Source organism: Stenotrophomonas maltophilia, from assembly GCF_001274595.1.
GTDB lineage: Bacteria > Pseudomonadota > Gammaproteobacteria > Xanthomonadales > Xanthomonadaceae > Stenotrophomonas > Stenotrophomonas forensis.
Window position 1 is genome coordinate 3,677,421 of the sequence record NZ_CP011010.1, and the last position, 19,419, is coordinate 3,696,839.

The 19,419-nt window shown below is 66.7% G+C and carries 20 protein-coding genes, 1 tRNA gene and 1 pseudogene; 11 read left to right on the top strand and 11 right to left on the bottom strand.

What is annotated here, in order from left to right; genetic code table 11:
• Nucleotides 1-352: 352 nt before the first annotated feature.
• The 5 genes from recQ to VN11_RS16830 all read left to right on the top strand — a co-directional run bounded on the left by recQ (nucleotide 353) and on the right by VN11_RS16830 (nucleotide 6,173).
• Complete coding sequence (gene recQ, locus VN11_RS16810) at nucleotides 353-2,158, top strand: DNA helicase RecQ (RefSeq protein ID WP_053450558.1); 1,806 nt, start codon at nucleotides 353-355, stop codon at nucleotides 2,156-2,158.
• Between the two features lie 167 nt (nucleotides 2,159-2,325).
• Complete coding sequence (locus VN11_RS16815) at nucleotides 2,326-2,703, top strand: CopL family metal-binding regulatory protein (RefSeq protein ID WP_053450559.1); 378 nt, start codon at nucleotides 2,326-2,328, stop codon at nucleotides 2,701-2,703.
• A gap of 75 nt (nucleotides 2,704-2,778) precedes the next feature.
• Complete coding sequence (locus tag VN11_RS16820; RefSeq protein ID WP_053450560.1) at nucleotides 2,779-4,602, top strand: copper resistance system multicopper oxidase; 1,824 nt, start codon at nucleotides 2,779-2,781, stop codon at nucleotides 4,600-4,602.
• The gene (locus tag VN11_RS16825; protein WP_053450561.1) at nucleotides 4,599-5,579 is read left to right on the top strand and encodes a copper resistance protein B; all 981 of its coding nucleotides are present in this window, start codon (nucleotides 4,599-4,601) and stop codon (nucleotides 5,577-5,579) included. The genes VN11_RS16820 and VN11_RS16825 overlap by 4 nt, the downstream gene beginning before the upstream one ends.
• A gap of 81 nt (nucleotides 5,580-5,660) precedes the next feature.
• Entirely contained in the window at nucleotides 5,661-6,173 is a 513-nt protein-coding gene (locus VN11_RS16830) for a GNAT family N-acetyltransferase (RefSeq protein WP_053450562.1), read from the top strand.
• 117 nt (nucleotides 6,174-6,290) lie between these two features.
• On the opposite strand, the gene VN11_RS16835 is transcribed toward VN11_RS16830, so the two are convergent.
• Nucleotides 6,291-6,605 (bottom strand): zf-TFIIB domain-containing protein, encoded by a 315-nt coding sequence (locus tag VN11_RS16835; RefSeq protein ID WP_053450563.1) that lies wholly within the window; start codon nucleotides 6,603-6,605, stop codon nucleotides 6,291-6,293.
• A 149-nt stretch (nucleotides 6,606-6,754) separates the two neighbouring features.
• Between VN11_RS16835 and VN11_RS16840 the strand changes: the two genes are divergently transcribed.
• Both VN11_RS16840 and VN11_RS16845 read left to right on the top strand, forming a co-directional pair.
• Nucleotides 6,755-7,522, top strand: coding sequence for a CPBP family glutamic-type intramembrane protease (locus VN11_RS16840; protein ID WP_053450564.1), 768 nt, complete (start codon nucleotides 6,755-6,757; stop codon nucleotides 7,520-7,522).
• Between the two features lie 92 nt (nucleotides 7,523-7,614).
• A complete protein-coding gene (locus tag VN11_RS16845; RefSeq protein WP_053450565.1) occupies nucleotides 7,615-8,037 on the top strand; it encodes a response regulator in 423 nt (140 codons plus the stop codon).
• Nucleotides 8,038-8,145: 108 nt separating this feature from the next.
• Here VN11_RS16845 and VN11_RS16850 read toward each other — a convergent pair whose 3' ends face one another.
• Together VN11_RS16850 and VN11_RS16855 are read right to left on the bottom strand one after the other, a co-directional pair.
• Complete coding sequence (locus tag VN11_RS16850) at nucleotides 8,146-9,084, bottom strand: alpha/beta hydrolase (RefSeq protein WP_053450566.1); 939 nt, start codon at nucleotides 9,082-9,084, stop codon at nucleotides 8,146-8,148.
• A gap of 82 nt (nucleotides 9,085-9,166) precedes the next feature.
• Complete coding sequence (locus VN11_RS16855; protein WP_053450567.1) at nucleotides 9,167-10,018, bottom strand: alpha/beta hydrolase; 852 nt, start codon at nucleotides 10,016-10,018, stop codon at nucleotides 9,167-9,169.
• 912 nt (nucleotides 10,019-10,930) lie between these two features.
• Between VN11_RS16855 and VN11_RS22785 the strand changes: the two genes are divergently transcribed.
• The 3 genes from VN11_RS22785 (at nucleotide 10,931) to VN11_RS16870 (ending at nucleotide 12,038) form a co-directional block, all read left to right on the top strand.
• On the top strand, nucleotides 10,931-11,113 hold the full coding sequence (locus VN11_RS22785; protein WP_238581825.1) for a hypothetical protein: 183 nt from the start codon (nucleotides 10,931-10,933) through the stop codon (nucleotides 11,111-11,113).
• Nucleotides 11,114-11,191: 78 nt separating this feature from the next.
• Nucleotides 11,192-11,521 carry a hypothetical protein gene (locus VN11_RS16865; RefSeq protein WP_053450569.1) on the top strand — a complete coding sequence of 110 codons (330 nt, stop codon included), beginning with the start codon at nucleotides 11,192-11,194 and terminating at the stop codon, nucleotides 11,519-11,521.
• A gap of 154 nt (nucleotides 11,522-11,675) precedes the next feature.
• Nucleotides 11,676-12,038: a hypothetical protein gene (locus VN11_RS16870; RefSeq protein WP_148564988.1), complete on the top strand. Its 363-nt coding sequence runs from the start codon at nucleotides 11,676-11,678 to the stop codon at nucleotides 12,036-12,038.
• A 659-nt stretch (nucleotides 12,039-12,697) separates the two neighbouring features.
• On the opposite strand, the gene VN11_RS16875 is transcribed toward VN11_RS16870, so the two are convergent.
• Nucleotides 12,698-12,773: transfer RNA gene (locus tag VN11_RS16875), tRNA-Lys, on the bottom strand.
• A 226-nt stretch (nucleotides 12,774-12,999) separates the two neighbouring features.
• Here VN11_RS16875 and VN11_RS16880 point away from each other — a divergent pair.
• Nucleotides 13,000-13,254, top strand: a pseudogene (locus tag VN11_RS16880) (hypothetical protein); the annotation flags it as partial.
• A gap of 111 nt (nucleotides 13,255-13,365) precedes the next feature.
• On the opposite strand, the gene queC reads toward VN11_RS16880, so the two are convergent.
• The 7 genes from queC to tolR all read right to left on the bottom strand — a co-directional run bounded on the left by queC (nucleotide 13,366) and on the right by tolR (nucleotide 19,398).
• Nucleotides 13,366-14,031 (bottom strand): 7-cyano-7-deazaguanine synthase QueC, encoded by a 666-nt coding sequence (gene queC, locus VN11_RS16885; RefSeq protein WP_053450572.1) that lies wholly within the window; start codon nucleotides 14,029-14,031, stop codon nucleotides 13,366-13,368.
• 78 nt (nucleotides 14,032-14,109) lie between these two features.
• Nucleotides 14,110-14,811 carry a 7-carboxy-7-deazaguanine synthase QueE gene (gene queE / locus VN11_RS16890; protein ID WP_053450573.1) on the bottom strand — a complete coding sequence of 234 codons (702 nt, stop codon included), beginning with the start codon at nucleotides 14,809-14,811 and terminating at the stop codon, nucleotides 14,110-14,112.
• Between the two features lie 201 nt (nucleotides 14,812-15,012).
• Entirely contained in the window at nucleotides 15,013-15,831 is an 819-nt protein-coding gene (gene ybgF, locus VN11_RS16895; RefSeq protein ID WP_053450574.1) for a tol-pal system protein YbgF, read from the bottom strand.
• 3 nt (nucleotides 15,832-15,834) lie between these two features.
• The gene (gene pal / locus VN11_RS16900; protein ID WP_053450575.1) at nucleotides 15,835-16,353 is read right to left on the bottom strand and encodes a peptidoglycan-associated lipoprotein Pal; all 519 of its coding nucleotides are present in this window, start codon (nucleotides 16,351-16,353) and stop codon (nucleotides 15,835-15,837) included.
• Between the two features lie 64 nt (nucleotides 16,354-16,417).
• Entirely contained in the window at nucleotides 16,418-17,737 is a 1,320-nt protein-coding gene (gene tolB / locus VN11_RS16905; protein ID WP_006438808.1) for a Tol-Pal system beta propeller repeat protein TolB, read from the bottom strand.
• A gap of 190 nt (nucleotides 17,738-17,927) precedes the next feature.
• Nucleotides 17,928-18,980: a cell envelope integrity protein TolA gene (gene tolA / locus VN11_RS16910; RefSeq protein ID WP_053450576.1), complete on the bottom strand. Its 1,053-nt coding sequence runs from the start codon at nucleotides 18,978-18,980 to the stop codon at nucleotides 17,928-17,930.
• Nucleotides 18,970-19,398 carry a protein TolR gene (gene tolR / locus VN11_RS16915; RefSeq protein ID WP_006438804.1) on the bottom strand — a complete coding sequence of 143 codons (429 nt, stop codon included), beginning with the start codon at nucleotides 19,396-19,398 and terminating at the stop codon, nucleotides 18,970-18,972. Before tolR ends, tolA begins: the two co-directional genes overlap by 11 nt.
• Nucleotides 19,399-19,419 lie beyond the last annotated feature (21 nt).

Below are 19,419 nucleotides of genomic sequence, written 5' to 3' on the forward strand. Positions count from 1 at the left end.
TCCCGCGATCTGTCGGCAAAGCCTGGGGTCAGAGCCGTTTTCCGCAGGAAAACGGCTCTGACCCCATTTCGTTTGTCGATATCTGAAAGATGTGTCGACCAAGGTCGACACCTACCAACAGGCGCGGGGAACTGTCGGGGGTGGGGCGGTGTGGGCTTGCAGGACCGTTGGCGCCATGGATGGCGCCATCGAGCCCCCAGGGACGGGTTTACCGCGTGTCCTGCAAGCCCACACCGCCCCGCCCAACCAGCAGACACCCCAGAGCCAGCTGTTGCCTTTGACGTTGATCTGGCCTGGAGCAGGTGCAGGGCGCAGCCCTGCCGAGCCCCCCCCGCCGGGGTAAACTACCCGGATGGCTTCCCGTCCCGCGCACGACCTGCTCCAACGCGTCTTTGGTTACGACGATTTCCGTGGTCCGCAGCAGGACATCGTGGAGCACGTGGCTGCCGGTCACGATGCCCTGGTGCTGATGCCCACCGGCGGCGGCAAGTCGCTGTGCTACCAGGTGCCGGCCCTGCTGCGTGACGGTTGCGGCATCGTCATCTCGCCGCTCATCGCGCTGATGCAGGACCAGGTCGAGGCCCTGCGCCAGCTGGGCGTGCGCGCCGAGTACCTGAATTCGACCCTGGACGCCGAAACCGCCGGTCGCGTCGAGCGCGAACTGCTGGCCGGCGAGCTGGACATGCTCTATGTCGCGCCCGAGCGCCTGCTGACCGGCCGCTTCCTGTCGCTGCTGTCGCGCAGCCACATCGCGCTGTTCGCCATCGACGAAGCGCACTGCGTGTCGCAGTGGGGCCACGATTTCCGCCCCGAATACCGCCAGCTCACCGTCCTGCACGAGCGCTGGCCGGACATTCCGCGCATCGCGCTGACCGCCACCGCCGACCCGCCCACCCAGCGCGAGATCGCCGAGCGCCTGGACCTGGCCGAGGCCCGCCACTTCGTCAGCTCGTTCGACCGCCCCAACATCCGCTACACCGTGGTGCAGAAGGACAACGCCCGCAAGCAGCTGACCGATTTCCTGCGCGGCCATCGCAGCGAGGCCGGCATCGTCTACTGCATGTCACGGCGCAAGGTTGAAGAGACCGCCGAATTCCTCTGCGGCCAGGGCTTCAATGCGCTGCCCTACCACGCCGGCCTGCCGCCGGAGGTGCGTGCCAACAACCAGCGCCGCTTCCTGCGCGAAGACGGCATCGTGATGTGCGCCACCATCGCTTTCGGCATGGGCATCGACAAGCCGGACGTGCGCTTCGTGGCGCATACCGACCTGCCCAAGTCGATGGAAGGCTATTACCAGGAAACCGGCCGCGCCGGCCGCGATGGCGAGGCCGCCGAGGCCTGGCTGTGCTATGGCCTGGGCGACGTGGTGCTGCTCAAGCAGATGATCGAGCAGTCCGAGGCCAGCGAGGAGCGCAAGCAACTGGAGCGCTCCAAGCTTGACCACCTGCTGGGCTACTGTGAATCCATGCAGTGCCGCCGCCAGGTGCTGCTGGCCGGTTTCGGCGAGACCTACCCGCAGCCCTGCGGCAACTGCGACAACTGCCTGACCCCGCCGGCCGCCTGGGATGCCACCGTCCCCGCGCAGAAGGCGTTGAGCTGCGTCTACCGCAGCGGCCAGCGCTTTGGTGTCGGCCACCTGATCGACATCCTGCGCGGCAGCGAGAACGAGAAGGTCAAGCAGCAGGGTCACGACAAGCTGAGCACCTATGCGATCGGCCGCGACCTGGATGCGCGCACCTGGCGCAGCGTGTTCCGCCAGTTGGTGGCCGCCAGCCTGCTGGAAGTGGACAGCGAAGGCCACGGCGGCCTGCGCCTGACCGATGCCAGCCGCGCCGTACTGACCGGCCGCCGCCAGATCAGCATGCGCCGCGATGCCGCCAGCACCAGCAGCGGCCGCGAACGCAGCGCGCAGCGCACCGGCCTGTCGGTGCTGCCGCAGGACCTTGCCCTGTTCAACGCCCTGCGCGGCCTGCGCGCCGAACTGGCGCGTGAACAGAACGTGCCGGCCTTCGTGATCTTCCACGACAGCACCCTGCGCAACATCGCCGAGCAGCGCCCGACCAGCCTGGATGAACTGGCCCGGGTCGGCGGCATCGGCGGCACCAAGCTCAGCCGCTACGGCCCGCGCCTGGTGGAGATCGTGCGCGAGGAAGGGTAATGGTGATCCCGTTTGTAGAGTCGAGCTTGCTCGACTGCTGTTGATTCCACGCCAGGAGCAGTCGAGCAAGCTCGACGCTACAAATCCCACCCTGGTGCTGCTCCAACCTTGAACCGGCTGTTCAGCCGGAAGTGCATCCGCGCCCGCTTGCGGCTAAATTGACGTCCATGTCCCTGGCCTCGACCCTGCTCCGTGTCGTGCTCATGCTCAGCCTGTTGCTCAACGGGCTGAACGCGGCCATGGCCAGTGGTCACGAGGAAATGGGCCGGATGGCCCATGCCGTGGCCGCCGAAGACGGCGAGGCCGACTGCCACCACCACGCCGGCATGCAGGCCGAACAGGCTCCGCAGGCCAAGGCCCCCGCCCACGACGCCCATTGCCAGATCAAGGACTGCGTGCGCAGCTGCGCGCAGCACCCGTTGCTGGTGGTGCAACCCCTGCCGTACCTGGCCGGCCCGGCATTGTCGCTGGCACCGCAACCGATGCCGGCCAATGGCCGCCCGGCGCCGCCACTGCCGCCGATCTCGCGTCCTCCCATCGGCTGATTCCACGCGTACCGTGCGCGCTGCGCACCAGAGCCGGCTGTTTGCCGGCATCTATCCGTGTCTGGAGTCACCACCATGAATACCCGCATTCCCCCCGGCCCGGGCGCTGTGCCCATGCCGTCGCGCCGCCTGTTCGTGCAGGGCCTGGCCGCCGGTGGCGTCGTCGCCGGCATTGCCGCCGTCGGCGTGCCGCAGCGCGCGCTCGCCGCCGCCACGTCCACGCCGCGCCTGGCCGGCGCCCCCGCCGTGCTCAGCGACACCCGCGTCGAGCTGTCCATCGGCGAATCGCTGGCCAACTTCACCGGCCGCACCCGCCCGGCGATCACCGTCAACGGCTCGCTGCCGGCACCGATCCTGCGCTGGCGCGAAGGCCAGAGCGTGGACCTGTTCGTGCGCAACACGCTGCAGCGCCACCCGACCTCGATCCACTGGCACGGCATCCTGCTGCCGGCCAACATGGACGGCGTGCCCGGCCTGAGCTTCAACGGCATCGGTCCCGGCGAGACCTACCACTATCATTTCGACCTCAAGCAGTCGGGCACCTACTGGTACCACAGCCACTCGATGTTCCAGGAGCAGGCCGGCCTGTACGGCGCGCTGATCATCGACCCGGCCGAGCCGGCACCGTACCACCACGACCGCGAGCACGTGATCCTGCTGTCGGACTGGACCGACATGGACCCGGGTGCGTTGTTCCGGCGCATGAAGAAGCTCGCCGAGCACGACAACTACTACAAGCGCACGCTGCCGGACTTCCTGCGCGACGTGAAACGCGACGGCTGGTCGGCCGCACTGTCCGACCGTGGCATGTGGGGGCGGATGCGAATGACCCCGACCGACATCTCCGACATCAACGCGCACACCTACACCTACCTGATGAACGGTACCGCGCCGGCCGGCAACTGGACCGGGCTGTTCCGCAGCGGCGAGAAGGTACTGCTGCGCTTCATCAACGGCGCCTCGATGACCTACTTCGACGTGCGCATCCCCGGGCTGAAGATGACCGTGGTCGCCGCCGACGGCCAGTACATCCATCCGGTCAGCATCGACGAGTTCCGCATCGCACCGGCCGAGACCTATGACGTACTGGTGGAGCCCACTGGCCAGGATGCGTTCACCCTTTTCTGCCAGGACATGGGCCGCACCGGCTTTGCCGCCGGCACGCTGGCGGTGCGGCATGGCCTGCAGGCACCGATTCCGGCGCGCGACCCGCGCCCGTTGCTGACGATGTCCGACATGGGGCACGACATGGCAGGGCATGACATGGGCGGCCACGCTGGCCACGACATGGCCGCGATGAAAAGCATGGAAGGCGGCTGCGGTGCCAGCATGGGCCACGGCGCACATGGCGGTGGCAGCGATGCCGCCAGCAAGGCACCGAAGCACCCGGCCAGCGAACGCAACAACCCGCTGGTGGACATGCAGAGCTCAGCCACCGAACCCAAACTGGACGACCCGGGTATCGGCCTGCGCGACAACGGCCGCCAGGTGTTGACCTACGGAGCGATGCGCAGCCTGTTCGAGGACCCGGATGGGCGTGAACCGGGCCGCGAGATCGAGCTGCACCTGACCGGCCACATGGAGAAATTCTCCTGGTCGTTCGATGGCATCCCGTTCGCCAGCGCCGAGCCGCTGCGGCTGAACTACGGCGAACGCATGCGCATCGTGCTGGTCAACGACACCATGATGCAGCACCCGATCCACCTGCACGGCGTGTGGAGCGACCTGGAAGACGCACAGGGCCAATTCCAGGTGCGCAAGCACACCATCGACATGCCGCCGGGCACCCGCCGCAGCTATCGCGTGCGCGCCGACGCACTCGGTCGCTGGGCTTACCACTGCCACCTGCTGTACCACATGGAAGCAGGCATGATGCGCGAAGTGAGGATCGAAGAATGAGCCGCACACTGCTTTCCCCCAGCCTGCTGGCCCTGGGCCTGGCGACTGCACTTCCGGTGTTCGCGCAGTCGCATGCCGGCCATGACATGGCCGCGATGGACGCGCCTGCGAAAGCCACGACAACGCCAGCCGAGCAGGTCGATCATTCGAAGATGGATCACTCGAAGATGGATCACGGTACGACGCAGCCGGCGACGATGGATCATTCCTCGATGGATCATTCCTCGATGGACCACGCCGCGATGGGCCACGGATCGCCTGCACCGACCGAGCCACGCGAGCCGATCCCGGTCCCGACCGACGCCGACCGCGCCGCCGCCTTTCCACCGATCGCACATGGCGCGATGGAACATGCGCCGGAGATCAACAGCCTGCTGCTGATCGACCGTCTTGAACACTGGGATGGCAAGAGCAGCAACGGCCAAGCCTGGGAGGCGACCGGTTGGATCGGCGGCAACATCAACCGCCTGTGGCTGCGCACCGATGGCGAACGCAGCCGTGGCCGCACCGAGTCGTCATCGCTGGAAGCCCTATACGGCCGCAGTGTGTCGCCCTGGTGGGACGTGCTGATCGGCGTGCGCCAGGACTTCCGGCCGGCCGATTCGCGTACCTGGGCCGCGCTCGGCATCCAGGGCCTGGCCCCTTACAAGTTCGAAAGCTCGGCCACGCTGTACATGGGTTCCGGCGGCCAGGTACTGGCCAAGGCCGAAGTCGAGTACGACGTGCTGCTGACCAATCGCCTGATCCTGCAGCCGTTGCTGGAAGCCACCGTGGCGGCCAAGGACGAACCGGAGTACGGCATCGGCCGCGGCCTGAACAAGGTGGAAGCCGGCCTGCGCCTGCGCTACGAGTTCAACCGCCGCTTCGCGCCGTACATCGGCATCAGCCACGAACGCACGTTTGGCGACACCGCCGATTACGCCGGTGACCACGCGCGCGACACGCGCTGGGTGGCCGGCGTGCGCATGTGGTTCTGAGCAGCGGAGTGTGAGCAACCGCCAGCCCCGGCAGGCGCCGGGGCCGGCTACACTGCGCCACGTTCCAATGCAGGCCCCACCATGTCGTTGCAGATCCGCCGCGCCACCCTGTCCGATGTCGAAGCGCTGTCGGCCATCGCCATCACCACCTACAACGAGACTTGGGGTGACTCGTACCCGCCGCAGGAACTGCGCGATTTCCTGCAGGCGCACTACAGCAGCGAACCGCAGCGCGCCGAGCTGTCCGACCCACGCAGTGCGGTCTGGCTGCTGATGGATGGCGACAACGTGGTCGGCTACCTGGCAGCGGGTGCCAACACCCTGCCGCATGCCGAGGCACGCGAGGGCGACATTGAACTGAAGCGTTTCTACATCCTGGCCGACTACCAGAACGGCGGTCATGGCGCGCGCCTGATGGACGCGTTCATGGCGTGGCTGGACCACCCCCAGCGCCGCCCCCTGTGGGTGGGCGTGTGGGAAGAGAACTTCGGCGCGCAGCGCTTCTACGCACGCTATGGCTGCAGCAAGGTGGGCGAGTATGAATTTATCGTCGGCGAGACCCACGACCGCGAGTTCATCCTGCGCCGGCCGTGATCACGGCCCCGTAGAGTCGAGCTTGCTCGACTACTGTCGGAACAGCCAGTCGAGCAAGCTCGACTCTACGAAGAGCGGAGCAGTCGAGCAAGCTCGACTCTACGAAGAGCGAACTGCTCAGAAATCGAACAGTTCGGACAGGAAGCTGTCCTTCTTCTTTTTCTTGTAGCCGTGCCCATGCTGCTGGCCACGATTGTCTTCGTAGCGCTGGCCGAGATGGCGGGTGTCACGGTGCATCACCGGCGGCGGCGTGGACGCCGGCTGCTGCTGCGCAGGTGCAGGTGGCGGCACCGCCGCTCCGGCGCGCTCGATGATCTTGTCCAGCTCGCCACGGTCCAGCCACACGCCACGGCAACCCGGGCAGTAGTCGATCTCGATGCCATGGCGTTCGGCCATCTGCAGGGTCTGGGTCGTGCATACGGGGCACAGCATGGGCATTGCTCCTGTCGGTCTGGCATCGACTGTACCTGCCCTGCGATGACTGTGCGGCAACACATGACCGATGGCACAGGGACTTCCGGCGCGTGCCGGCGGAAGCGGCCGGCCCGACACTGCGGCCTTGTCCCGCAGGGAGTGCGCGCATGACCATGCTGTCCCGCCTGCCCAATCCGGTGCGCCTGTTGCTGGTGCTGCTGGGCGTTGGCCTTGGCCTGAACCTGCGCGATATCGCCGCGGCCATCGGTGCACCGATTCCTGCGCTGCCCATCCCCTATGGCGGTAGCCTGCTCGACAATGCACTGGCCGTACTGCTGGCGCTGTTGCTGGCCGCGCTGCTGCGCCCCCGCGGCGTGGGCCTGTTCGCCAGTCTCGGGCTGCACGGCAACGGCTGGAGCGGACCGCTGTGCGTGCTGCTGGCCAGCCTGCCCTGCTGGCTCGGCCTGGCCCTGCTGGGCACACCTAACACCGCACTGACCGTCCTGGACGCAGCGATGCTCGCGGTACTGTTCCCCGTGGCCGAAGAGATGCTGTTCCGCGGCCTGGGTTTCATCCTGCTGGTGAAGATCGTGCGCGGCCCGTGGCCCCTGCTCGCACTGCCGCAGGCGCTGCTGTTCGGCTGGGTGCACTGGCTCGGCTTCGGCGGTTTCGAGGGCGGTGGCACCGCGCTGTTCATCGGTGCGGTGATCGCCTTCGGTGGCTTCATCTTCGCCTGGCTCGACCACCTCGACGGCGACACCCTGTGGTGCGGCCTGGTGCTGCACGTTTCGATGAACCTGGCCTGGAATGTGTTCAGCCTCGATGACGCCATCGCATTGGGCTGGCAGGCCACCAGCCTGCGCATCGGCACGGCCCTGCTGGCGGTGGCCGCGCTGGCCTGGCACAGGCGTCGTCGCCGCCCGACACGCCTGTAACGCCCACTTAGCCTGCCGTGCACGCCGGTATCACTACCGGCTTGCGCATACTTGCGCGCCTTTTCACCGTTGCTGTCCGGAGTTGTCGCGTCATGTTGCTGTCCAAGCGCCACGTTGAGCCTCGCGTCCTGCTGATCGAGGACGCGGAGGAAACCCGCGAACTGAGCCGGCTGGCGCTGGAAAGCCAGGCCTGCCACGTGGTGGGCGTCAGCTCGGCCGAAGCGGCGCTTGGCCTGCTGGCCGCCGGTGAGCGCTTCGACCTGCTGTTCACCGACGTCAACCTGGGCCCGATCAGCGGCATTGAAGCAGCCAACCGGGTACGCAGCCTGCATCCACAGCTGCCGATCCTGGTCACCTCGGGCATGGACCAGCATGAGGTGCTGCCGCAGCTGCGCGACGGCATCCATTTCCTGCCCAAGCCCTACAACATGAGCGAACTGCTCGATGCCATCCGGCTGTGCTTCCGGCACGCCGACGTGGGCGTGCTGACCGGGCCGGATGCACAGGCGGCCTGAGGCATTCATCCACGCATGGCGTGGATCTACTGATTCCGCGTCTCATCGGCGTGGCTGCAACCGCCCATCAACCGCCAGTATCACGCCATGCGTGGATGGCACCCGCCATCAACCGCTGCTGTACGGCCCGGTACCCGGAAACACCCTCAGCAGCGCGCGGGTGATCATGTCCGGGTAGACCGTGAAGTGGTCCTCGTCGTCGATCACCATGTTCTCCACCTTCAGCGAACGCCCGCTGCGGCGCAGCTGTTCGGCGAAGTCGGCGTTGTGGCGCAGCATGTCGTTGCGGGTGAAGTAGCGCGGTTCCGGCTTGACCGTTTCGAAGCTGCCGATCGACAGCACCACCGTGGTCGGCTGCGAGGGCGCCTTGGCCTCGGCCTGCAGGCGCGGCACCCGATGATCGTCGAACCACAGCGACGGGCTGGACAGGATGTAGGTACGGAACATGTCCGGACGCGTGGTCAGCACGTAGGCACCGAACAGGCCGCCGTAGGAATGGCCCGCATAGGCGCGCCGTGCCGGATCGGTACGGTAGCGCGCATCGATCATCGGCAGCACGCGCTCGGCGAGGAAATCGCGGTAATGCGCGGCGCCGCCATAGCTGACGTCATCGCTGTAGTCACGCGGATCGGTACGCGCCGGATCGCTGGGCGTATAGTCCCGCGAGCGGCTCTGCTTGGACGTCAGGCCTTCCTGCGGCGGCAGCCCGACCAGGATGAAATCCTCGATGTTGACGCCCTTCTGCCCGACCATGTTGCGCACGCTGCGCACCAGCGGGAAGCTGTACAGCGCGTCGGTCACGTACAGCACCGGGTAGTGCTTCTCCGGATGCGCGGCGTAGTCGGCCGGCAACGCCACCCAGACCGGATAATCGCGGCCGACCGGATCGTGCACGCGCAGCGCTTCGGTATCCGGCAACACCACGCCCGGCGCAGCGGTGACCGCACTTTCCTTCGCTTCACTCTGCGTTGCCGGCGGTGCCACCGACATCGCACAGCCACTCACGGCCAGGCAGGCCGCCACACTCCATCCACGCACACGCTGCATCCACACGCTCCCGTTGCGGGCGGCGCACCGGATGGCGCCGCTGCCGCATCCTTGCATGGCGGGCAACGCGGTGCCAGTGCGGTCAGGGCGAGGCCGGCGGTGGTGTGGGGAACAGCGTGCGCAGTGCCTGCAATGCGGCCGGATGATAGATCGTGGCGTGGGTTTCCTCCGGCAGCGGCAGGTACTTCACCAGCGGCGACGGCGAGGCCTGTTCCAGCAGCGTTGCCAGCTGCGCGGCAGAGGCTGCCAGCTCCGGCTGCCCGCTGCTGGCCAGGAACAAGCGAGGCTGCGCACGCGTCACTGCCGGCAGCTGCTTGGCTGCACCGGCCAGCATCGCGCCGCGGTTCCACCACAGGCTGGGGTCCAGCGCGATGTAGCTGTTGAACAGCGTCGGTTCCTGCAGCAGCGTCTCGACCACGAACAGGCCGGCCAGCGATTCGCCGATCAGCGCGCGCTCGTCGGTGGTCGGGTAGCGCTGGCGCACCTGCGGCATCAGTTCATCGCGCAGGAACGTGCGGTAAGCCGCCGAGCCACCGATGCGCGGCGCGATCTTCTGGTCCTGCGGATCCTTGCTGGGGCCGGTCATGTCGCGGCGGCGCTCGGTGTTCTCGATGCCGACCAGCAGGAACGGACGCATGCTGCCGTTGCCGCTCAATACCTGCACCAGCCCGGCCACATGCAGGAAGTCCTCGCCGATACCACCATCGGGCATGTAGAGCACCGGCAGCGGCGTCTTCGGGTCCAGGCCCCACGGCTGCGGGCGATATACGTTGATGCGACGGGTTTCGCCCAGCGCCTTCGACTGTACGGTGAAGGTCTCGCCGATGACCAGTGGTGTAGCGGCAGTTGATTGTGCGGACAGCGCTGGCTCGACCGCCATCAAGGGTGTGGCGGAGATGGCGGACAACAACAGCGGCAGCACGATGAGGCGCATGGGGAAAACCCATCCTGGGAAAGAGGCCGAGCATAGCGCCCCGCCACAGGGATTGGCGGCTTCGGCACGCTCAACACCCCTGCCAGATGCGTAGATCCACGCCCTGCACGGATGAATCAATGTGGAGCCGATCCCACGCTCGGCTCGGCACCCCACGCGAACCGCAGCCGAGCATGGCTCGGCTCTACAGGGAGCCTGCACGGATATGTCGCGTTCGCACCGTAATTTTGCCGCGTGACGCGCTCGCGCCGCTGCTACGGAGCATGGAAGTGCAGCCAGCTTTACACGCGCCGGTTCACAGCAAATGCGTTATCCGACGTGGTTTGCGCCATTCCACAACGCGATTCGCCAGGCCAGCAGAACAGATACGTCGCGCCCTGTCGCTCGCTGCATCGGAGCCCTCTGTGACAATAGTGTCGCGCTGCGGTTGGCAGGAATTTTTTCCCACATTTCAGATTGAAATCCGCGCGCGGGCGTAACCACTATGCAGCGCCACCGACAACGGGTGGCACCGGGCCTGCAAGCCCGTAATGACATTCACGCTGTTGTTTGCGCTCATCCGTCGGCACCGTCTCCGGACCGTGCCGGCGGGTGATCCGTCGGCCTTTATGGCGGGCGGTGCGTGGGGGTTTTCGGACCCGTCGGTTACTGCGTGATGTCTCCGGGCTTGCAGCCATGCACCGTCCGCTACCCGTCCTGCACGGTGGCGCTACTGCCCAAGAGCCGAGGAATCCGAGATGACCCGACGTCCGCCCAAGCGCCCTACTGCCCCCCGACAGCGTCAATGACGACGACAACCCCGCGCCGGATCTCAGCACGTTCTGGGGGTGCCTCAAGCGCATCCGCGATGGCGACGGCGCCGACGGCCTGCCCTGGCCGGAAGCCGATCTGCCGCCCGGGCGGGAACAGGCGATGGCACGCGCGGAGCGCGCCGCCGTTGGCATGCTGACCGTGGCGGAAATGCTGCACGCCGCCGAACGCTGCCGGTCGATGGCCACGCCCGACCGCCATCTGGATGAAGGGGTGATCGATGGGTTGTTCTTCGCCGGCCGCGGGCTGGCGGAACTGGTGTGCCGGGATATCCGCCCGGCGTAGCCGCCGTTGCACCCATGACCGGTCCATACTTGGGGTGGACTGGTCGCCAGTCCCTTCGAAACCTACAAGGAGGTTTGCATGTTGAATGCAGTGCTCATCGCCGCGCTGGCCGCCAGCCCGGCCGCGCCCGTACCGTACGCCGACTGCCTGCTCGGCAACATCCAGCCCGGGCTGTCCGATCGTGCCGTGCAACTGGTGCAGGAGGCCTGTGCTGCAAAGCATCCGGAGAGCTTCGCCGCAGCGATGGAACTGGAACGCAGAACCAGTCTGCAGCGGCTCACCTACCTCGAGGCGGCAAGAGCGGAGGCGGCACGTTCTGCGAATGCGGCAGCAACGGCCGCACAGGAAGCTGCCGACGCGGCGGCGGAACGCGAGGCGGCGAGGGTCAAGAATGCCAAGCCACAGTAGGCGCACCCTCGCAGCCTCTGTTGCGCTTTTCATGCTGGCATTACCTGTGCTCGCTCAGTCCCCTGCGCAGAAGCACGGACCTCCCGTTCCCCCAGCGGAGGCCTACCGGTGGATCCATCTGAATGGGGGCGTCGAGTACGCCAGCAGGCACGGCATGACAATGAACCTTTGGACCGCTACTGCAAACAAAGGAGAGTCAACAGACACGTTCATGGCCCGCGTTGGCCGTGAAGCATTGCTGGTTCTTGGGCCATCGCAGGCTGTGATCTGTGGCCAACTGGTGAGCACCGCTGGGCAGGACGGCATTCAGCTCAAGACGACAAACAAGCCTGCCGATTGCCGCGCTCCCGGCTCGACGCTTCCCTACATGTTTGTCAGTCGATCCGAGACGGGGGCCGAAAGACTGGCATCGTTCCAGAGTGAGCTGTCTGGTGCGCGGTACACGGTAGAGCCGGCTGGAATCGAGTTCAGAAACGGCACAACTACCAGGCTGGTCGCAAGCTACCTGGAGAAGTAGCAGAATGGCCTGCAGTTAATTTGCCGCGATCCCGATCAGCCACCTGCGCGTGGGCCCGCGACGGCACGGTGGTGCCCTATGTGCCTGCTGCCCGCCCTGCGGTGAGGAACAGCTTCAGTGTGGCGTTCCTCCATGGCGCGGCGTTCGCGTCCACTCCGAACGAGCGTCTGGACTTCACCTACACCAAGGTGGTGTCGGGACCGGTGCGGGTCGACGGCCGAAGAAGTCCAACTGGATGAGGGGCGTTGGAGCGCTGACCCGGTTCGGCCTCCATGATGCCGAACAGCCACAGATTCCGCTGCTACAGGGACAGACCATCGGAAGCGCGCCGGCATCGTCGATGGCATTGGCTGCGAAGACCGGACGGGTTGGCCCATGCTCTGGACTTGTGCTGTCAGGGCCTGCCGTTGAGCCACTCCCGGCAACCGACCACACGGCTTGTCGAGATGATGACGGCGATCGAGTCCAGCCACACCGACGAACCACGCTGCCTCCCTCACCGCGGGCAAGGGGGTTCGTCCGGCGCCACCATCAGGGTAACCACGCGCACGTGATTGGAAGGGCCAACGCCTGCTGATATTGCAGGTGCCATGCAGGCACCCAATGCAAAAAGCACCGGAAGCCGGTGCCTTGGGAATGACGCAGATCATTGAGTGCGATGGTGGGCCGTGAAGGATTCGAACCTTCGACCAAAAGATTAAAAGTCTTCTGCTCTACCGACTGAGCTAACGGCCCATTGCATTGCCCCAGCCTTTCGGCGGGGTGGGCATTCTACCCTACTTTGAGGGGCCGCGCGAAGCCTGGGGGTGCCGCGGTCGCCGGCCAGGGGCCGGCACGCTCCGTCCGGCCTGCCCGTGCTGGATCCACACAGCGTCCACCGCATCCCAGCTCGCCGCCGACAACATCGCCTGGCTCTGCCCCGTCGGTTGTGCGGTTCGTGCCGGGCGCATCAGCGCGATGCGAGACCGGGATCCGCACGCGCTTCATCGCCGAGATGGACGGCGATACCCTGGATAACTGGCTGTACAACAGCGCCCGCAACCCGTTCGGGGTGAGTGATGTGGGCTATTACGCCGGGTATCGCATCGCGCAGGAGTACATGCAGCAGCAGGCGGATGAGAAGGCGGCGATCGCGCGGATGATCGAGTTGGACTACGCCGATGCGGGGGCGGTGCGGGCGTTTATTGAAGCGTCGGGGTGGTTGCGGCAGCGGTAACGCTGGGCTGTGCCCGGCGGGTCAGGGAGTGCGAACCAACGGTTCGCACCCACCGAGGGAGCGTGCCAACCAAGGTTGGCACCCACCATTGGGGGCATCGCCCCCATCATCTCAGGCGTACAGCGTCGGGTCGGCCACGCCGGCTTCGGCGAAGCCCTGCGCGCGCAGGCGGCAGGCGTCACAGTGGCCGCAGGCGGCGCCGTTGGCGTCGGCGTTGTAGCAGGAAACGGTCAGGCCGAAGTCCACGCCCAGGCGCACGCCTTCGCTGACGATCTGGCCCTTGCTGAGGAACTGCAGCGGCGCGTGCACCTGGATGCCCGCACCTTCCACGCCCGACTTGGTGGCCAGGTTGGCCAGTGCCTGGAACGCGGCCACGAACTCGGGGCGGCAGTCCGGGTAGCCGGAGTAGTCCACGGCGTTGACGCCGCAGAAGATATCGTTGGCGCCGAGCACTTCGGCCCAGCCCAGGGCCAGCGACAGCATGATGGTGTTGCGCGCCGGCACGTAGGTGACCGGGATGCCGGTACCGCCGGCCTCGGGCACGTCGATGTCGTCGGTCAGCGCCGAGCCGCCGATGCTGCGCAGGTCCACGTCCACGGTCTTGTGCGCGACCACGCCCTGGGCCTTGGCCACGCGCGCGGCGGCATCCAGTTCGGAGGTATGGCGCTGGCCATAGCGCACGCTCAGGGCATGCACGGCGAAGCCCTGTTCCTGGGCCATGGCGATGACGGCGGCTGAATCCATGCCGCCGGAGAGAAGCACGACTGCCTTCTTCATGGGTAAAACATCCGGTTGGGAGGGGAAAGCCAGCACGCTGTCCCGCGCCGGAGCTACATCAGGGAACGCTGCCCGGGCTCATCGGCCCGGCTCGTCGTTCCACAGGATTTTATGCAACTGCATCTGGAAGCGCACCGGCAGCCGGTCTTCTACGATCCAGTCGGCCAGCTGGCGCGCGGTGATCTCGCCCTTGCTGGGCGAGAAGAACACGGTGCAACGCTTGACCAGCTCGTGCTCGGCCAGCAGGGCCTTGGCCCAGTCGTAATCCTCGCGGCTGCAGATGACGAACTTGATCTGGTCGCGCGCGGTCAGCAGCGGCAGGTTATCCCAGCGGTTGCGCGCCACTTCGGCCGAACCCGGGGTCTTGATGTCGACCACGCGCGATACGCGCGGATCCACTGCACTGACGTCCAGCGCGCCGGAGGTTTCCAGCGAGACGTCCATGCCGGCATCGCACAGCTTCTGCAGCAGCACCAGGCAGCGCTTCTGCGCCAGCGGCTCGCCACCGGTCACGCAGACATGGCGCACGCCCTGGGCCAGCACCTCGGCCACGATGTCGTCGATGTCCCACCAGGTGCCGCCGTGGAAGGCATAGGCGGTGTCGCAATACTGGCAACGCAGTGGGCAGCCGGTCAGGCGCACGAACACGGTCGGCCAGCCGGCGGTATCGGCTTCGCCCTGCAGCGAGGTGAAGATCTCGGTGATCTTCAGGCGTGGCAGCGGCGACTGCACGATGTCGCTGGGGGTGGCGACGGCATTGGACGGGATAACGGCGGTCATGGCGGGTACGTCTTGGTGGGGCACGTGGCGGGGGGCTACCGTGGCCGGTAACGAAAGCAGCCGAGCATGGCCCGGCTCTACAGCAGCGACCGGGCGGCATGGCCCAGCCGGGAGAACGCAGCCCGGCCGGCGTTACGGCAGCCGGAAACGCAAACAGCCGAGCGGGGGCTCGGCTCTACAGGGAACGTATTGTACGCCGGATCAGCGGATCTGCTTGCCCAGCCGGATCGACTGCAGGCGGTCCTGCGCGGTGCGCGCGGCGTCCGAGCCGGGGTATTGCGCCACGACGGTCTCCAGCGTCTGCTGGGCCTGGTCGACCTTGCCCTCGCCATACTGCGAGAGGCCGACCTTGAGCAGGCCGCCAGCGGCCTTGTCGTGGGTCGGATAGCGCGAGAGCAGTTCACGGAACTGGGTCTCGGCCATCGGGAAATTGCGGGTGGCGTAATAGCTCTCGCCCAGCCAGTACAGCGCGTTCGGCGCGTAGACGCCGTTCGGGTACAGCTGCAGGAAGCTCAGGAACAGCTGCGCCGAATCGTCGTACTTGCCGGCCTTCAGCGATTCGAAGGCCACGTTGTACGAGGTGCGCTCGTCGCCGGTGGCGGCCAGGCTGCCGGCATCACCATGGACCGAAGGCGGCCGCTCGGAAGTGGCCGCCGCTGCGGGGGTTGCCGGGGCCGGAGTGGCCTTCGGCGCAGTCGCCGGAACAGGCGGCAGGGCTGGGGCGGCGTTGCCCCCTTCCAACCGGTTCAGGCGGCTGTCCAGGTCCAGGTACTGGTCCTGGGCGGACTGCTTGAGCTGGGCGTTGTCGTGCTGCAACTGCTCGATCGAGGCCTGCAGGCTGGTGACCTGCTGCCGCAGCTGATTGATCTGGTTCAACAGGTCCTGGTTGGCACTGTTGTTGTACATCTGCTGCTCGAGCGCGCCGACACGGTCGGCCAGGCTCTGTCGCTGTGCATGCGCCGGTGCGGCAGCCACGAGGGCTGCCGCAACGACCAGCATCAGTTTGATGCCAATGCGCATGGATTACTGCGCGGTGTAGACGATTTCGACGCGACGGTTCTGCGACCAGCAGGACTCGTTCGACTCGGTGCAGACCGGACGCTCTTCACCGTAGGACACGACGGTCAGCTGCGAAGCCGAGCCACCGTTGGCCTGCAGGGCCGAGTTGACGCCGTTGCCACGACGCTCGCCCAGGGCCTGGTTGTACGCGCGCGAACCGCGCTCGTCGGTGTGGCCCTGCAGGGTGATGCGCGAGGACGGACGGTCACGCAGGTACTTGGCGTGGCACGCCATGATGGCCTGGAATTCCGGCTTCACGTCTTCCTTGTCCAGGTCGAAGTAGACAACGCGCTGGCGCAGGCAAGCGTCGGTGTCCAGGTCGCCCGGGCCGTACAGGCCGGAGGTCGACGGGCCGGTCGGGGTGGTGGTCGAGGTGCCGGTGTCAACCGGGGCTACCGGCTCTTCCTTCACCTTCTTCGAGCAACCGGCCAGGACGGCCACAGACAGCAGGGAAACAAGCAGAACGCGGGTGGACTTGTTCATGGCGATACCTTTGTGGCTCCTAGGCCGATGAGGGGTTCAAGACAGCGAAAATATTAACACTCTTTTAGCGCTGGGTACGGTATGGGGACCATGCCGGTTCGCGCACATCACCATCGGCCAGAACCAGGCGCTGGCGGACCCGCGCATCGGCCGAAACGGCATACAACACACCACGGCCACCTTCGCGGGCGGCGTACAACACCATGCTTGCGTTGGGCGCAAAGCTCGGAGATTCATCCAGCGACCCCGGCGACAGCGTGCTCCAGCGGGGCGAACCCAGCGAGCTGTCCATCATCGCGATCTTGTAGCTGTTGCCCGAACCCTGGGCGACGGCGATCTTCTTGCCATCGTAGGACACGGTGGGCTTGGCGTTGTAGTTGCCCTGGAAGGTCACGCGCTCGGCGCTGCCGCCGCCCGCACCGACCTTGTAGACCTGCGGACGGCCGCCGCGGTCGGAGGTGAAGTACACCGCGCTGCCGTCCGGTGCCCAGGTCGGCTCGGTGTCGATGGCGAAGTGGTTGGTCAGCTGGGTCAGCTGCTTGCTACCCAGGTCCATCACGTAGATTTCCGGATTACCCGAACGCGACAGGGTCAGGGCCAGCTTGCGGCCGTCCGGCGAGAACGCCGGGGCGCTGTTGATGCCGCGGAAGCTGGTGACCAGCTCGCGTGCGCCGGTGGCGATGTTCTGGATGTAGATCGCCGAGTTGCCACGCTCGAAGCTGACGTAGGCCAGCTTGCCGCCATCCGGGCTCCACGACGGCGACAGCAGCGGCTCGGCCGAACGCACGATGGTCTGCGGGTTGTAGCCATCGGAGTCGGCCACCATCAGCGCATAGCGCATGGCGTCGCCCTTGCCGCTGGCGGTCACGTAAGCGATGCGGGTCCAGAAGGCGCCGCGCACACCGGTGATCTTCTCGTAGATGGCATCGGCCATCTGGTGCGCGACGTCGCGCATGGCATTGCCGCGCGCGGTCATCGCCAGGCCCAGCAGGCGCTCGCCCTTGGGCACGTCGAACAGTTCGTACTCGACGCGGTAGGCGCCGGCACCGGCGTCGAGCACGCGGCCGACCACGATGTAGTTCTGCTTCAGCGCGCGCCAAGTGGCGAACTGGATGTCACCGCCGCGGACCGGCTTTTCGACGATCTGCGCTTCCGGCAGCGTGCGGAACTGGCCGGAGCGCTCGAGGTCGGCGCGGACCACGCCGGCGACGTCGGTCTGCGGCGCAGCCGCCGAACCCTGGTAGGGCATCGGCACGATGGTGATCGGCAGCGCGGAGGCATTGCCGCCGATGATGTCGATATCCAGCCCCTTCTGCTGCGCGACGGCAGCGAAAGGCAGCAACAGGGCCGCAAACACGGCAAGCCAGCGAGGCATCTTTTTCATGGAGCGCTCAATAGGGGGAAACCGGAACGAGGGATAGCAAAGCGGAAGTGAACCGCTTCGCAATCATGAACCAAGGGTACGTGAATTCCGGGTCAGTTCCAGCCCGTCCTCTCACGCACCGTTAACGTCGCGGCCACCTTGATGGTGGCCGGGGCCAGCGGCGACCGGACGGCCGCCCTGCCCCGCTCGATCAATCCTGCGCAGTGAAGGTCAGGTTGAGCGTGCGGTTGAACACCGACTCGAAGCCCCGGTACGGCAGCGGCTGGGCATTGAGCACGGCGGCCTCGATCGAGCGCTTGCCGGCCTCGTCATAGGGGCAGTTGGCGCCAACCTTGGCCTGCAGCACCTGGCCACCCGGAATCTGGGTGATCGTCACCTGGCACTTCTGCCCCAGGGGCACGCTGTCCGGACGCGTCCAGGTGTCGCGCACCTTGGCCTGGATGGCCGCAGCGTACTTGGCGGTCAGGTCATCGCTGTTGCCACCGCCACCGGCCGCCGGCTGGGACGCACCACTGGCACCGGCAGCGGCCGTACCGGCGGCATTGCGCGCGGCAGCCACCTGGCGCAGTTTCTGCTCGGCCAGCTTGGCTTCCTTCTCGGCCTGCTCACGCTTGGCACGGATCTCGGCGATCTTCTTCTGCTTCTCGGCCTCGGCCTTGTCCGCAGCCTGACGCGCCTGGTCGGCCAGCTTCTTCTTGGCGTCTTCTTCCTGCTGCTTGGCCAGGCGCAGCTTCTGCTCCGCTTCTTCCTGGCGCTTGCGTTCGGTCAGGTCGATCTGCTCCTGGCGGCGCTTGGCTTCCTGCTCCTGCTTGGCCTTCTCCTGCGAGATGGCCAGCGCGTTGGCTGCTTCCTGGTCCTTGGTATCCGGCTGCGCGACACGCTCCTGCGCCTGTTGCTGCTGCGGTGTCGGCGCGTCCTGCGGGCGCGGCTCGGGAATCGGCTGCGGGGGCGGCACGGTGTCTTCCGGCACCGGGATCGGTTCGGCGACCGGCGGCGGCAGGTCTTCCAGCTTCTCCGACTGGCGCAGCGCCTGGCGCGCGGCGGACGCTTCGGACGCGGACAGCGCCAGGCTGGCCTCGACCGACGGGTCGCCGGCAGCGGCATCGGTGTTGCGCTCGGGCGACCACAGCCAGGCGCCGATGAAGATCAGCGCGACCAGCAGATGCACCAGCACCGCCAGCGCCAGGGGCAGGCCCCAGCCGGGTTCGCGCTGATGCGGAGGTGGCAGGGCGTCAGCGTGCATCGGTGGCCAGGCCTACCTTGTCTACCTTGGCGCGCTTGATCACATCCATCGCGGCGATGACCTTTTCATAGGCCACGGCACGGTCGGCGGCGACGATCACGCGCACGCCCTTGTCCTGGGCGGCGATGCCGGCCAGGCGGCCTTCCAGTTCCTCGGCCGACACCGCGGCCGGTTCCTTGGCGTCGGGCAGCTTCAGGCTGAGCTGGCCGTCCTGGCGTACCGAGACGATCACCGGGTCCTGCTTGCTTTCCAGCGCCTTGGCGTTGGACTGCGGCAGGTCGACGTCGAAGCTCAGGGTGAGCAGCGGCGCGGTGACCATGAAGATGATCAGCAGCACCAGCATGACGTCGATGTAGGGAACGACGTTGATTTCCGATTTCAGCTTGCGGCGCTTGCGGCGACCGATGGCAGCGGACATGGCTTGGACTCCCGGGTCAGG